Genomic DNA, 14,335 nt, shown 5'->3' with positions numbered 1-14,335 from the left:
GTCGGCCCGCCGCCCCGAGCCGTCCACACCCGTGCACGTAGACCGCCCATCACCCGGGAGGCTTCATGCTGCGCAAAATCCGTACCCGAGTCCCGTGGCGCCTGCTCGTCGGCGCGGCCACGCTGGTCGCGCTGGGCGGCCCTGGCACCGCGACGGCCTCAGCCCGCCCGGCGGCGGCCGCACCGCCCGCGGCCGTCCCAGTCTCCGCGGCTCCCGGCGAGTCGACCGCGATCCCCGGCTTCGTCATCCAGTCGTCCGGCAAGACCAGTGACAACGGGGGCACCATCTCGCAGCCGGGCTACGCGGCGTCGGGCTGGTTCGCGGTGCCGGCGCGCTCGACCGTGCTCGCCGGCCTGCTGTACAACAACGTCTACCCCGACCCCTTCTACTCCACCAACATGAAGTCGATACCCACGGCCGACTTCACCGTGCCGTGGTGGTATCGGGCGGACTTCTCGCTCGGCGCGGAGACCGGGCTGCACACCTTCGTCAACGTGAGCGGGGTGCTGTCCAAGGCCGACGTCTGGGTCAACGGCACCCAGGTCGCCACGAGCGGCACCGTCGCCGGCGCGTACACCCAGCACGAACTGGACCTGACCGCGATCGTCCACAGTGGCGTCAACAGCATCGCCGTCAAGGTGTACCCGAACGACCCCAACCGGGACCTCACCATGGGCTGGATCGACTGGGTGCAGACGCCGCCGGACAAGAACATGGGAATCGTGCGCGACGTGCTGCTGCGCCGGTCCGGCACGGTGGCGCTGCGCAACGCGCACGTGGTCACCAAGCTCAGCACGCCGGCGCTGGACAGCGCGACGCTGACCGCCAAGGTTGACGTCCGCAACGACGCCGCCGCCGCGGTCACCGCGACGGTGGCCGGCAGTGTCGCCGGCACCTCGCTGTCGCAGGCCGTGAGCCTGGCCGCGCACGAGACGAAGACGGTCACCTTCCCTCAGGTGACGCTCGCCAACCCGCAGGTGTGGTGGCCGGCCGGCATGGGCGGTCAGCCGCTGTACGACCTGAACCTCACCGCGTCGGTCGGCGGCACGGTCACCGACGCCGCGCACGACCGGTTCGGCGTGCGAGACGTCAAGGCGCCGCTGGACGCGAGCGGCCACCGCCGGTACAGCATCAACGGGCGACCGTTGCAGATCCGCGGCGGTGGCTGGTCGCCCGACCTGTTCCTGCGATGGAACCCCGTGTACGTCGAAGACAAGCTGCGCTACGCGCTCGACCTCGGGCTCAACACGATCCGCCTCGAGGGACACATCGAGCCGGACGAGTTCTTCGACCTGGCCGACCGGTACGGCATCCTCACGCTGCCGGGCTGGGAGTGCTGCGATAAATGGGAGGGCCAGGTCAACGGCAGCGAGCCGGGCGATGCCTGGACCTCCGGCGACTACCCGATCGCGAAGGCGTCGATGGCCGCCGAGGCCGCCCGGCTGCGCGACCATCCGAGCGTCATCTCGTTCCTCATCGGCAGCGACTTCGCGCCCAACGCGACAATCGAGAAGAACTACGTGGACGCGCTGACCGCGGCCGACTGGTCGACCCCGGTCGTGGCTGCCGCGTCGGACAGTTCGGCGCCGCTGACCGGCTCGTCCGGGATGAAGATGACCGGGCCGTACGACTGGATTCCGCCGAACTACTGGTACGACAAGGCGCACTCGGACAGCGGCGGAGCATGGGGCTTCAACTCCGAGACCGGTGCCGGGCCGGACGTGCCCACGATGGACACCCTCAGACGGATGATGTCGAGCACCGAGTTGGCCACGCTGTGGCAGAGCCCCACCGCCGTGCAGTACCACCGGTCCCAGTCGAGCACCTTCAACACGCTGAAGATCTTCGACAACGCCATCACCGGCCGGTACGGGGCGCCGGTCAGCCTGGACGACTACGTGCGCAAGGCGCAGCTGACCCAGTACGAGAACGTCCGAGCGCAGTTCGAGGCGTACCGGCGCAACTTCACCGACTCGTCGAACCCGGCCGACGGCGTCATCTACTGGATGCTCAACAGCGGCTGGACCTCGCTGCACTGGCAGTTGTTCGATTACTACCTTGACCAGAACGGCGCCTACTACGGCGCCAAGAAGGCCAACGAGCCGCTGCACGTGCAGTACTCGTACGACAGCCGCTCGGTCGTCGTGGTCAACCAGCGGCACGGCTCGGCGAGCGGCCTCGTTGCCAAGGTGAATCTCTACAACCCCGACGGCACCGAGGTGTTCGGCCAGACCTCGGCTGCGCTGACGGTCCCGGGCGACGGCGGGCGGGCGACCGCGCTGACCGTACCGTCGCCCATCAGCGGCATCGCCAGCACGTACCTCGCCAAGCTCGTCCTGCTCGACTCGGCCGGAGCCGAGGTCAGTCGCAACGTCTACTGGCTGTCGACCGCGCCCGACAGCGTCGACTGGGCGAAGAACGACTGGTACTACGCGCCGACCACCGCCTACGCCAACCTCAAGGGCCTGTCGAGCATGGCGCAGGCGCCGGTGTCGGCGACGGCGTCGTCGAGCGAGGCGGGCGGCACCACGACGACCACCGTCACGCTCAGGAACACCTCGACCGGAAAGACGCCGGCGTTCTACCTCGACGCGCACGTGGTTGATCCGTCCGGCAAACCCGTGCTGCCGATCCAGTGGGACGACAACGAGATCAGCCTGTGGCCGGGCGAATCGAAGACCCTGACCGCCAGGTACCGCACGAGCGACCTGTTCGGCGCGACGCCGTCGGTGAGGGTCTCCGGGTGGAACACGACGACGCAGACCGTACCCGCAGGCGGCGGCTCGCTCGCGCGGTACGAGGCGGAGAACGCGACGATCTCGCAGGGCACGGTCGCGACCAATCACCTCGGCTACTCGGGCACCGGGTTCGTTGACTACACCAACGTCAGCGGAAGCTTCGTCGAGTGGTCGGTGAGCATGCCGGCCGCGGGCACCGCCAAGGTGACGTTCCGGGTCGCCAACGGAACCACCACGAACCGTCCGATGGACATCACGGTCAACGGCACGGTCGTGGCGGCGGGCGTCGCGTTCAACCCGACCGCCAACTGGGACACCTGGCAGGACGTGACGGTGACCGTACCGGCGACCGCCGGCATCAACACCATCCGCGCGACCGCCACGACGGCCGACGGCGGACCGAATGTCGATTACCTCACCATCCTCTGACGATTTCAGGAGACATCGATGAGAAGCCTGTTGCAAAGGGGCACGAGACGCTCGAGGGTCGTCACGACGGCCGTGGCGGGCCTGCTGATGGCGGGCCTGCTGACCACCGTGGCGCTGCAGGCCGCTCCGGCGTCGGCCGCGTCGACCCGGTACGAGGCGGAGAACTGCACCATGTCCGCCGGTACGGTGGACGCCAACCATCTCAACTACAGCGGCACCGGGTTCGCCAACGGCGACAACGCGGTCGGCAACTACCTGGAATGCACCGTCACCGCCGCGAACGCCGGCCCCGGCACATTCGTCATCCGGTACTCCAACGGCACCACCGCCAACCGCACGGCCGACATCAGCGTCAACGGCACTGTCGTCGCCGCGGCCGCCGCGTTCGACCCGACCACCAACTGGGACACCTGGGCCGACAAGACCGTCACGGCGAACGTGAACGCCGGGTCAAACAAGATCCGGATCACCGCGACCACCGCGCTGGGCAACGTCAACCTGGACTACGTCGACTTCAGCGTCGCGCCGCAGTTCGTCGACTACCAGGCCGAGGACGCTGCGATCTCGCAGGGCACGGTCGCCAGCAACCACACCGGCTACACCGGTAGCGGTTTCGTGGACTACACGAACGTGGCCGGCTCATATGTGGAGTTCACGGTCACCACGGCGACCGCGGGCACGGCTCAGCTGACGTTCCGGTACGCCAACGGCACGACGGTGAACCGGCCGATGGACATTACCGTCAACGGCAATTCGGCGAAGCTGGATCTGGCGTTCGGGGCGACCGCGAACTGGGACACGTGGGCGGAGCAGACCATCTCGGTCACGCTCGCCGCGGGCAGCAACAAGGTGCGGGCGACGGCGACCACGACCGGCGGCGGGCCGAACCTGGATCGGTTGCGGGTGACGGGTCAGGCCGACTCGACGCCGCCGACCACGCCGGGTCAGCCCAGCTGTTCCGGCATCACGGAGAACAGCATCGGCCTGTCGTGGGGTGCCTCGACGGACAACGTGAGCGTGGTGGGGTACGACATCTATCACGACGGCAACCTGCTGGCCCAGTCGGCCGGGACCGCTACGAGCAAGACGCTGGCCGGCCTGACGCCCAACACGCAGTACCGGTTGTCGGTATTCGCCCGCGACGCGGCGGGTAACGTGTCGCTGTCCAGCGCGCAGGCGATCTGCACCACCGCGCAGAGCACGGACGTGTCTGCGCCCAGCGCCCCGACCGGCCTCACCTACTCCAACCTGATGTCGGGGAGTGTGACGCTGAGCTGGACTGCCTCCACCGACGACCGGGGTGTCGTGGCCTATGACGTCAGGGTTGGCACGACGGTGGTGACGTCGGTGAACGGCACCCCGCCCGCCACCACGACCACGGTCACCGCGCTTGCGTGCAACACGTCGTACACGTTGAACGCGGTGGCTCGGGACCTGGCCGGCAACGTGTCGGGGCAGAGCAACACGGTCTCGTTCACCACGCCCGCGTGCAGCGGCGGGGTGCCGTCGGCCATCTCGACGTACTCAGGCGGGTGGACGATCCCCTGGGGCACCTATTTCGCGCCGGACGGGCAGTCGGCGCTGGTGACCGAGCGGGATGACAAGGTCGCCGGCGGGCAGTTCCGCGTGTACAAGCTCAACACCACCGGTGGCGGCAAGACCTTGGTCGGGACGGTGCCCAATGTCGTGACCACCGATGGTGAGGGTGGGTTGTTGGGTGTGGCGTTCGACCCGAACTGGGCCAGCAACCACTTCGTGTACTTCATGCACACCGCTGCCGAGGGCAACCGGATCGTGCGGATGACGTACAACGGCAGCTCGTTGTCCGGCTACACGACGCTGGTGACGGGGATTGCCAAGAACCGCTACCACAACGGTGGCCGGCTTGCGTTCGGACCGGACGGCTATCTCTACGCCACTACCGGCGATGCGCAGACCGGTAGTAACGCGCAGAACAAGAACTCGCTCAACGGCAAGATCCTGCGGATGAAGACCGACGGCACGCCGGCTCCGGGCAACCCGTTCGGTACGCTCGTGTACAGCTACGGTCACCGCAACCCGCAGGGTATCGCCTGGGACTCGCAAGGCCGGCTGTGGGAGGCCGAGTTCGGCAACTCCCTGTACGACGAGCTCAACCTGATCAAGCCCGGCCTCAACTACGGCTGGCCCACCTGCGAGGGCACCTGCAGCGTCGCCGGCATGGAGAACCCCAAGCGGCAGTGGTCCGTCGACCAGGCATCGCCCAGCGGCATCGCCATCGTCCGTGACGTGGTCTACATGGGCGCCCTGCGCGGCGAACGCCTCTGGCGCATCCCGATCCTCAGCGGCGAGTCCACCGGTACCCCCAGCGCCTACTACGTCGGCACCTACGGCCGGCTGCGCACCGTGACCAAGGTCCCGGGCGCCGACGCCTTCTGGCTCAGCACCACCAACTGCGACAACAACGGCGGCGCCGCCAACGGCTCCGACCAGATCATGCGGGTCACGGTGACCTGACCCGCCAAGGTGGGGATCTCGGGGGGAGCGGCGGGTCGCCGCTCCCCCCGAGTTGCCGGCGAGGTGCCACATCCTCGCCGGCCTTCAGCATGTGGCGGACACGGTTGGCGTCCTGCGCGAGGGCCGGCTCATCCACGAGGGCCCCGTCGACGAGCTCCTGGACAGGCACACCCGACCGAGGTGGCAGCTGCACCTATGCGCCGGCGGCGACCGGCTCGCCGATCGCCGCAACGGGCTCGACTGGATGGCCGCAATACGGCAGCACGAGCAGGGCCGGCGGGTGGACACCACAAGCGCGCGCCGGCGAAGCGCTGCTGCCGGCGCAGATCAGCGTGAGCGGTCGGCACCTTCAGCACCATCACGTTCACGCTGGTCCCGAACTTTCCCCGACGGCGGCGTCGGCGGGGTACTACGTGCGCGGGTCGACGAGTTCGTGGCTGACGATCCGGTAGCGCCTGACCAGCCTGGAACGACCCCGGGCCCGGCGTCGGCAATGGACGCCGGGCCCGGTTGTAACGGCCGGCTCAGGGAACCCAGAAGTTCCCGCTGGCGACGATCATCACCTGTAGCTGGATGCTCGTCGAGTAGTAGTCGTTGCTGGTGAACGAGGTGTTGAGCATCTTGGTCCACAGCGCGTCGAGCCACGCCTGGCTGCCGGGGTCGGTCAGCGCGGCGACCGCGAACGGCGCGAAGAACGCCGGCTCGCTGCCCGAGGAGATCGCGCCGCTGTAACCGGCGTGGTTGGACTCCACGACGCCCTGCGAGATGGTGGCCGACTCCGCCTCGTAGCGGGTCGTGGCCGCCGCTGCCGGGGCGGCGAGCGGCATCAGCGCCGCCACCACTCCGAGCACCACGAGCGGCACCGCAATGTGGCGCAGTCTCAACTGTGCTTTTATGTGTGCCCCGGGTCAGCCGGTGTACTGGACGAGAATCTTGGTGTAGGCGTAGGCCGCCTGGGACACACCGCTGCACGAGTCAGCGTCGCTGCCGCTGCCGCAGGCCCGGTCGCGGTTGATCGACCAGAAGGTCAGGCGGGCCAGGTGATGCTGCTGCGCGTACGACAGGATGGTCTGGAAATCGGCGATCGTGACGGTCTCGTCGCTCTCGTCGGTCTTGCCGTTCATCGACGAGATGCCGATCTTCGTGTAGGCCACGGCGTCGCTGTAGCCGTAGGCGCTCTTGACGGCGTTCTTCAGCCCGTCGGCGGCGCTGACCGAGGCCGCGCCCATCGTGCCGGTGTGCCCGCCGAAATCGAACGGCATGATGGTCCAGCCGTCGTTGTCGAGTCCGGTCGCCGCGCCCTTGTTGATGAGGTCAATGCCGGCGGAGTCCGGCCCGGTCGGCGTCGTGCCGAACGTGATGAACGTCTTGATGCCGGGGTTGTTCGCCTTGACGGTCTTCAGCGCGCTGATGACCCGCTGCCGCACCGTGGCGTTGGAGAACTCGGTCGCCTCGATGTCGATGTCGATGGCCTTGAGGTTGTAGGCGTTGATGACCTTCTGGTACGCGCCGGCCAGCGCCGACGCCGACGTGCACTTCTCGCCGAGCTTGTTGCCGCTCCAGCCGCCGAAGGAGACGATGACGTCGCCACCCGCGCCGCGGATCGCGTTGATCTTCGCCTGGTCGTCGCCGCCGGTCAGCGGGCGGGAGCCGTCCCACAGCGGGTTGCACCCGCCGTCGGAGAGCATGAACGCCAGGGTGAAGAACTTGATACCGGTCGCTGACATGACCGACGTCGGGCTCTGCGGGTTGCCCCAGCCGAAGTACTCGTACGGCGCGACGGCCATGCTCGGCCCGCTCGAGCCGCCGCCGTCGGTGACGGTGAGCTTGTCGACGTTGGGCCCGCCGTTGGCGGTCGTGGCAGTGGCCCGCACGGTGTTGGCGCCCGCGTTCAGCGTGACGTTGACGTTGACGTCCTGCCAGGTGTCCCAGTTGCCGGTGCCGTTGAACGCCACGCCCGAGGCGGCGGTCGTGCCGTTGACGGCGATGGTCATCGGGCGGTTGGTGGTGGTGCCGTTGGCGAACCGCACGGTGAGGGTGGCGGTGCCGGCGGCTGCGGCGTTCACCGTCCATTGCACGTAGGAGCCACTGGCGTTGTCGTAGTTGACGAACCCGGTGCCGGTGTAGCCGGCGTGGTTGGACTCCACCACGCCCTGCGAGACGGTGGCGCTCTCCGCCTGGTAGACCGTTGTGGCGGCCTCGGCGGACGGAACCTGCAGTGCGAGCGGCGTGAGCGTCGCCCCGACGCCGACCGCGAGCGCCGTCAGGCCCACGCGCAGTCTGTTCAGTCGCATCGTTCCTCCCAATGGAACTGTTAGGCAAGTTGCCTGACAGTTGTCAGGAGATGGGACCACCGCCCGGGACGTGGTGTCAAGCGTTCACGTGCGTCAATCGCCGCGCGGCCTGCCGAGCCTGTTGCATCGGGGCTGAGCAATGGAGGCCCGGTTGCGAGGAGGGCAAGGCGCCTGACGGCGGCTGGGACTCGCCCGGCGCGGTTCGCATGCTGATCGAATACCTGCTCAGAAGGCGGTCTCGGCGCGTGCGTGTCTGGCCGATCCGGCGATCGCGTATGCGATCAGTCCACCGCACGCCAGCGTCGCGGCCGTCGCCGCGGCCGGGACGTTCCCCGGCGCCTGGGACTGCCAGGTCAGAATCTGCCCGAGCACGTTCCCGGCTGCTGGGTAGATCGTCGCGGCGAGCGTCCAGCCCAGCGGCGCGAACCAGGCCCGGCCCGCGCCGAGCAGCGGCGCGCTCAGCGCGGTCAGACCGAGCAGGCCGGCAGCGTCCCTGATCACCAGCGCGGCCGGCCCGAAGCCGGTTGGGGTGAGCTGGGTCAGCAACGGCAGGCCGGCCACCACGGTCACGGCGGCGAGCAGATGGGCGGCCCGGCGCGGCGCCCAGGGCAGTGCGGCGGTCCGGTCCAGTTCCTCGTCGGGGCCGCCCAGGGTGGCGGTGAGCGCCGCGGTCAGCAGCAGGACGGTGAGGACGACCATCGTGAGGCCTGGGGCGCTGTCGCTGGTGGCAGCGGCGAGCACCCACATCACCGCAATGCCTGCGGCGGCTGCGGCCAGAGCCGCAGGAACCCGGCGCGACCGGAGATAGAGCGTCAGCCACCTCATGTGTCGCTCAGCATCCCCTCGAGGTCGGCGCATCGCAGGGCGCCTTCGCGCACTGCCGCGACCCGGGCCAGCGCCCGCGCCTCGGGCAGTCTCCGCAGCCCCTGCCACAGCTGGCGGACGTGGTCATTCCACCGCTCGTCGTCGACGCCGGGCTCGTCCGGTGGTTCGGTGCCGACCAGCCAATACGTGGCCGCTCGCAGGACCGGCGAGTCCAGCCCGCCGGGGCACCGGCCCACGTTGGCCAGCACCCGGCCGACGGTCCGCGGCACGAGGTCGTCCGGGAAGGCCAGGTGGCCGCGGCCGTCGACCGTGATGGTCATCAGCGCGACCCCGGCCGGATCGGGCCCCGGCTTGGGCGCACCGCTACCCCAGGTGGTGGCCGTGTCCTCGTACGCCTCGGCCGGCGGCTGCGGCAACCTCGCAAGCAAGGCGAGCGCCTGCCGCGCCCGGGGCGTGACCTCGGGCAGCAGGGCAGAGTGGACCCGGGCAACGCAGACCTTCGGGGCGTCGGTCGTGCAGACGAGTTCCCGCGCGACCGGGTCGATCGCATGTGCGACGGAGCGGTCGTGCGGCACCACCGTGACCGCCACGGCCACGCCGAGCACCAGCGGCAGCGACGCCGCCATCCGCGCCCGGCGGTCCTCGACCCCGTGCAGGACGTACACGGCGACAACAAGCGCCACCAGCCACACCGTCTGGGCGACGGTGAGCCGGCCGGACACCGTCTCGTAGTCGCTGAACTGGCTCATTCCGTACATCGGGGAGAACAGCATGCCCAGCCACTGCTGACCGCGGAGTGCCGCCGGGAACCCCATCAGCCAGCCGATGCCGGCGCACGCGAGCACCGGACCGGCGGCGATCGACGGCCACAGGCGACCGACCGCGATGCCCAGCCAGGCCGCCACGGCCACGGTGAGTGCGCCGACGGTCACCACGGCGAATGCCGCCGCGGGCAGATACCGGGCGGTGCCGGCGATCCACGGCGTGGTCACTGCTAGGACCGCCAGGTAGCCGCCGATCACTGCGAGGCCGAGCGCGCCGAGGACCGGCAGGACCCGCTGCAGGCGTGGCCGGGGTGTGCTCTCGACGAGTTCGGCCAGGCCGGCCCGGGATTCCCGGCGGCCCTGCCACGCTCCGGCCGCCAGCGCCAGCGGCGCCATCAGTACGAGGTACTCCCGCTCGATCATGGCCAGCGCCATCCAGCCGGACGACCAGCGTTGCGGGGCGACATAACACATGACCACACCGGCAAGCAGCAGGATCAGGCCGGCCCAGAGGGCGGCGGAGCGGCGCAGTTCGATGCGCAGTATGCGGCTCATCGGCCCGCCTCCGCCCGGTGCCGGCGCAGCAGAGCGGAATAGCCCCGCTCGGCCGGGCTGTCCCCGGCGTCGCTGGAACCGCCCTCGGCGATCAGCGAGGCGGTGGTGCCCCGGTGTACCAGCCGCCCCTCATTGAGCAGGACGACGTCGGTGCATGCGGCCACCACGTCCTCGACCAGGTGGGTGGAGACCAGGACGCAGCCGTCCGTACCGAGGTCGCGCAGCAGTTCACGGAAGTCCAGGCGCTGCTCGGGGTCGAGGCCGACGGTGGGCTCGTCGAGCAGCAGCAGTTCCGGGTCGTTCACGATCGCCTGGGCGATGCCGGCCCGGCGCAGCATGCCGCCGGACAGCGTCTTCATTCGCGTATCGGCCTTGGCCGTAAGCCCGACCCGGTCGATCGCCCGCTGCACCGCGGCCGGCACCTCGGACCTGGGCATCTCCTTGAGCCAGGCCATGTATTCCACGAACTCGCGCACGGTGAATCGCGGGTAGAACCCGAACTGCTGCGGCAGATAGCCCAGAGCGCGGCGCACCCGCCGCAGTTCGGCGCGGCCGTGGACAGGCGCGCCGAGCACGGTCAACGTGCCGGCGACCGGTTTCACCACGGTGGCCAGGGCGCGCATCAGCGTGGTCTTGCCGGCGCCGTTGGGGCCGAGCAGGGCGTGCACGCCGGTGCCGAGGGCCAGGTCGAGTCCGTCGACGGCCAGGTGGGTTCCGGCCTTCACCTGCAGGCCGTCGGCGTGCACGATCCAGGGATAGGTGGTGGGGGCCGTCTCGGCCGCGCGCACCATACGCATGGTGATGCCTTTCGTAGCAGGAACTCGGGAACGCTCAGGAGTGGCTGGTCAGCCGGCGGAAGTCGTTGGCGCGGCTCGCCATGACGCCGGCCAGCACCGCGGTGGCCAGCGCCCAGACGGCGGCGCTGCCGGGCCGTAGCACGACCGGCAGGTCCTCAGTGATCAAGGTCGGCACGACCGCGGCCAGCACCCACAGCGTGCCGAGGCCGGCGGCGGCGCGTGGCACGCCGATCAGCGCGCCGACCGCGAGGGTGCCGGCGGTGAACGCCAAGCACGGCAGCAGCATCAGCGCCAGCGACGTCCCGGTACCGGCGCCGACCAGGGCGAGCACCGGAACGATCACGGCGAGGACCCCCAGCGTGCGCCGCAGCAACATCGTCAGGCCGGCCGCGGGGGTACTGGAGATCAGTTCCCCGGCCGGGTCGAGGCGACGGCTCCAGGCGGCCGCCACCGCGGGCAGCGGAGCGACCGGGGCGAGCAGCAGCACCAGCGACGGCAGATCGGGCAGCAGCCGGTTCAGCCCCGCCGCACAGAGCAGCACCGCGACCGTCATGGTCGCCCACGGCACCAGCGCGACGATCAGCCAGCGGCGCCGCGGCGCCGCCCAGCGGCGGGCACGCCGGGCCGGGGCGGGCCCGGCGGCGATCTCCCGGTCCAGTCCGGCAGCAACCCGGTCGAGCAGGACGAGGGTGTCCCCGTCCGCACGGCCGGCCAGCCGGGCGCGGCACTGCGCGCATTCCTCCAGGTGAATCTCGACCGACCAGACAGCGGCCTCGTCCAAACCTCGGCCGCCGGCGGCATACTCCGCAATCGCAGCGGAGCTCGGGTGCATGGTCATGACAGCGCCTCCCGCAGGGCGATCCGGGCCCGCCGCGCGCGGGACCTCACCGTGTTCTCCGGCACGCCGAGCAGCACAGCCGTCTCGCGGGCGCTGAGCCCGTCCAGCGCCATGGCGCGCAACACCTCACGCATCTCGGGCGGCAGCGCCAGCAGCGCCCGCTCGAGGTCCTGGCCAACCCGGCCAGCCATCACCTCGTCCTCGGCCGCCGGAACAACCGCCTCGGCGAGCGGCACGGCCGACACCTGCGGCTGCCGGGCCCGCCTCCGGAACGCGTCGACCAGCCGGTTGGCGGCGATCGTCCAGAGCCAGCCGACCGCGCTGCCCGAGGTGGCGGTGCCGGCGAAACTCCCGGCCGCCCGCCAGACCGCGAGATAGGTCTCCTGCATCACGTCAGCGACCACGTCGTCGTCAGCGCACCGCCGGCGCAGCCGCACCGCGAGCCACGGCGACGTACGCCGATACAACTCGTCGAAGGCCCGCCGGTCGCCCGCCGCCGTACGGCGCACGAGCTCCGCCTCGTCAACCGCGTCCAAACCTCGTCCCACACCAGGCAAGACGACCACCCCACCCGATCTGGTGCATCACCGAGCGTGACCCGCGTCACAGCCGGCGGCGAACGGCTACGGGGTCGATTCAGCACTGGCGAGTCCGACCCCAGGATCGCGTGATTCGGTCCGCTTGAACGGGATCCGTTTGTCGGCCTGTTTGGAGCCAGCGGGTCGGCGGTTGGTCATAATTGATGTCGGCGACTTTGAGAGCCGTTGCCCCTGGCGGCTCCCGTGGCTGGCTGCACCAAGCTGGTGGCACTCGGGCCGCCAGATGCGGCGAATGAGGTCAGCCCCGGCCACGGTCGCCCGATGGGCGGGCGTCCTGCGGCGGGCTCGCCGGAGGCTCGTCGTGGCGACCCCGATCAGTTCGATCTCGTGTACGAGGGCTCCAGTGAAAACCCAGGGGTTGGTGCCGGTCGCCAGTGGTAGGCCGCCGGGATGAAGCCGATTCCACCCGCGACCTTGCGCAGCCGGAAGGGCTTGCCGTGATCGTCCAGGGTGATCTGGTACGCCCGCCCGTCTACCACGAGGCCGATGTCGAGCACGAACAGGCTGTCCTCGGGTCCGCCGGCCTGCATGACGTGCAGCGTCCTGCGGTGGACCTCCCCGGCCGGGAGCGGGGCGGTGAGCCCCTCATCTGGGCCGAGTACCGCGTCGGCGTTCTGTGGGTCGTTCGAGAGCCATATCTCGTCACCGGTCAACCCGGGCGGTGTCTCGGTATCGGCGGTGCCGCAGTCCGCGTACATGGTGCCGGTCTCCGCAGGATGTCCGGTGAGCCGGCCGGCGATCCGATCGATCCGAACGTCGGTGTCGGCCAGCGCCTTCACCTCGAGCACCATCGCGAAGTCGGCGGTTTGTGCACCGCCGTGCTCCAGCGTCCAGTAGTAGGCGTCGGAGCAGGTACTGCCGGCTGCCTCGGCCGTGGCGGGCAACGGTCCGGCCAGGGCAAGTACCCACCAGGTGCCCGGCTCCTGGCCGCGTGTTCGCACCTTGAGCGATGCCCCGACGGGCGTCCAGTCGTCGGTGGCCCTGCCGGCATCGGGGGGTGGCGTGGAGTCCTGGGCGTGCGCGGCGGGTCCGGTTGCCTGGGGCGACGGCTTGAGCCGTGCTACGGCCCATCCGAGGGACAATCCGACGATCACCGCGAGGGAGAGGATGACGATCCGCTGCCTTGTCACCAGTCGAGCACCTGCCCGCTGTCCGCGAGCCGCCACTTCGCCGTGGGGAAATCGAAGTCGTACCGCTCGTCGTAGCTGCCTGCCACGGGCGTGCTGCGAAACGGCGTGCCGTCGTTGTTGCGGACCTCCACCACCTCGGGTTTCGTCACATGTTCGGTGTCGACGACGTCGAATTCGAGGACCCACTCGCAGTAGTCTCGAGCGGTCAGCGCGGTCACCTCGATCACCTGCGGTTCGTGCTGCGCCAGCTTGATGAACCGGTGCCCGCGCCAATAGCCGGTTCCCAGCCTGCCGTCGGGCTCGATCTCACGCGCGGGCATGTCGGTCGAGTCCAGGTCGAATCCCACCTGGGACACCGCTTCGTCGCCCTGAGCCGGGCCGAGCAGCAGGCTGCCATGCAACGGTGCCGCCCGGCGCAGAACCCGGACCTTGATGTCATTGACGACGACACCGTTGTACCGCTGCCCGACAATCGTCACGCGCAGCCGCGTGGCCGTCTGACCCTTGGGATGGCCGGGAGGCGGTGTGCCCAGCTCAAAGCCTCCGGCACCCGCCAGCTTCTGCTTCGCGTCCCCGGCCAGCTCGCGCTCGCCGGCAAAGACCTTGTTCGGAGCCACCCAGGTGTTGCCGTCCTGGTCGCCGTAGTCGAATTCGACCGAGGCCGATAAGGCAGGCTTGCCCTCCGCCGTGACGCGCTGAGCGTCGATGGCTCCCTGCTGTTCCCGCGCGCCCTGTTTCGCGGCCAGGACATACGAGACAGCGGCGGTGACCAGAATGACGGCAGCAGCGCCGGCCGCGCTCACCACCCGAGACCGGATGCGATTTCCCCTGGTAGCTGCACTTGAATCACCGGTCGGTGACTCAGGCCGG

Annotated in this window: 11 protein-coding genes; 2 read left to right on the top strand and 9 right to left on the bottom strand. The window is 69.9% G+C overall.

Annotated features, from left to right (window positions below):
- Positions 1–65 precede the first annotated feature (65 nt).
- Together ABD352_RS27500 and ABD352_RS27495 are read left to right on the top strand one after the other, a co-directional pair.
- Positions 66–3,167, top strand: a complete 3,102-nt coding sequence (locus ABD352_RS27500) for a glycosyl hydrolase 2 galactose-binding domain-containing protein (RefSeq protein ID WP_344615380.1) — start codon at positions 66–68, stop codon at positions 3,165–3,167.
- 18 nt (positions 3,168–3,185) lie between these two features.
- Positions 3,186–5,663 (top strand): PQQ-dependent sugar dehydrogenase, encoded by a 2,478-nt coding sequence (locus tag ABD352_RS27495; protein WP_344615379.1) that lies wholly within the window; start codon positions 3,186–3,188, stop codon positions 5,661–5,663.
- A gap of 524 nt (positions 5,664–6,187) precedes the next feature.
- Here the strand turns inward: ABD352_RS27495 and ABD352_RS27490 are convergent.
- From ABD352_RS27490 to ABD352_RS27450, 9 genes are all read right to left on the bottom strand, one after another.
- A complete protein-coding gene (locus tag ABD352_RS27490) occupies positions 6,188–6,547 on the bottom strand; it encodes a carbohydrate-binding protein (protein WP_344615378.1) in 360 nt (119 codons plus the stop codon).
- A gap of 24 nt (positions 6,548–6,571) precedes the next feature.
- A complete protein-coding gene (locus ABD352_RS27485; protein WP_344615377.1) occupies positions 6,572–7,957 on the bottom strand; it encodes a carbohydrate-binding protein in 1,386 nt (461 codons plus the stop codon).
- A gap of 225 nt (positions 7,958–8,182) precedes the next feature.
- Complete coding sequence (locus ABD352_RS27480) at positions 8,183–8,704, bottom strand: hypothetical protein (RefSeq protein WP_344615423.1); 522 nt, start codon at positions 8,702–8,704, stop codon at positions 8,183–8,185.
- A gap of 74 nt (positions 8,705–8,778) precedes the next feature.
- A complete protein-coding gene (locus ABD352_RS27475) occupies positions 8,779–10,101 on the bottom strand; it encodes a hypothetical protein (protein ID WP_344615376.1) in 1,323 nt (440 codons plus the stop codon).
- A complete protein-coding gene (locus ABD352_RS27470; protein WP_344615375.1) occupies positions 10,098–10,898 on the bottom strand; it encodes an ABC transporter ATP-binding protein in 801 nt (266 codons plus the stop codon). Before ABD352_RS27470 ends, ABD352_RS27475 begins: the two co-directional genes overlap by 4 nt.
- 34 nt (positions 10,899–10,932) lie before the next feature.
- Positions 10,933–11,736 (bottom strand): cupin domain-containing protein, encoded by an 804-nt coding sequence (locus tag ABD352_RS27465; protein ID WP_344615374.1) that lies wholly within the window; start codon positions 11,734–11,736, stop codon positions 10,933–10,935.
- Entirely contained in the window at positions 11,733–12,272 is a 540-nt protein-coding gene (locus tag ABD352_RS27460; protein WP_344615373.1) for an RNA polymerase sigma factor, read from the bottom strand. The genes ABD352_RS27465 and ABD352_RS27460 overlap by 4 nt, the downstream gene beginning before the upstream one ends.
- A gap of 377 nt (positions 12,273–12,649) precedes the next feature.
- Positions 12,650–13,465, bottom strand: coding sequence for a hypothetical protein (locus tag ABD352_RS27455; RefSeq protein WP_344615372.1), 816 nt, complete (start codon positions 13,463–13,465; stop codon positions 12,650–12,652).
- The gene (locus tag ABD352_RS27450) at positions 13,462–14,268 is read right to left on the bottom strand and encodes a hypothetical protein (RefSeq protein WP_344615371.1); all 807 of its coding nucleotides are present in this window, start codon (positions 14,266–14,268) and stop codon (positions 13,462–13,464) included. The genes ABD352_RS27455 and ABD352_RS27450 overlap by 4 nt, the downstream gene beginning before the upstream one ends.
- Between the last annotated feature and the right edge of the window lie 67 nt (positions 14,269–14,335).

This window comes from Dactylosporangium salmoneum (assembly GCF_039532525.1).
Lineage (GTDB): Bacteria > Actinomycetota > Actinomycetes > Mycobacteriales > Micromonosporaceae > Dactylosporangium > Dactylosporangium salmoneum.
This window is presented reverse-complemented; position numbering and strand designations above follow the sequence as displayed.

What these genes read in the sequence shown, in the direction of transcription:
- ABD352_RS27465 (WP_344615374.1), bottom strand. Translation starts at nt 11,736, where the DNA reads ATGACCATGCACCCGAGCTCCGCTGCGATTGCGGAGTATGCCGCCGGC.
- ABD352_RS27485 (WP_344615377.1), bottom strand. Translation starts at nt 7,957, where the DNA reads ATGCGACTGAACAGACTGCGCGTGGGCCTGACGGCGCTCGCGGTCGGC.
- ABD352_RS27480 (WP_344615423.1), bottom strand. Translation starts at nt 8,704, where the DNA reads ATGTGGGTGCTCGCCGCTGCCACCAGCGACAGCGCCCCAGGCCTCACG.
- ABD352_RS27495 (WP_344615379.1), top strand. Translation starts at nt 3,186, where the DNA reads ATGAGAAGCCTGTTGCAAAGGGGCACGAGACGCTCGAGGGTCGTCACG.
- ABD352_RS27470 (WP_344615375.1), bottom strand. Translation starts at nt 10,898, where the DNA reads ATGCGTATGGTGCGCGCGGCCGAGACGGCCCCCACCACCTATCCCTGG.
- ABD352_RS27500 (WP_344615380.1), top strand. Translation starts at nt 66, where the DNA reads ATGCTGCGCAAAATCCGTACCCGAGTCCCGTGGCGCCTGCTCGTCGGC.
- ABD352_RS27475 (WP_344615376.1), bottom strand. Translation starts at nt 10,101, where the DNA reads ATGAGCCGCATACTGCGCATCGAACTGCGCCGCTCCGCCGCCCTCTGG.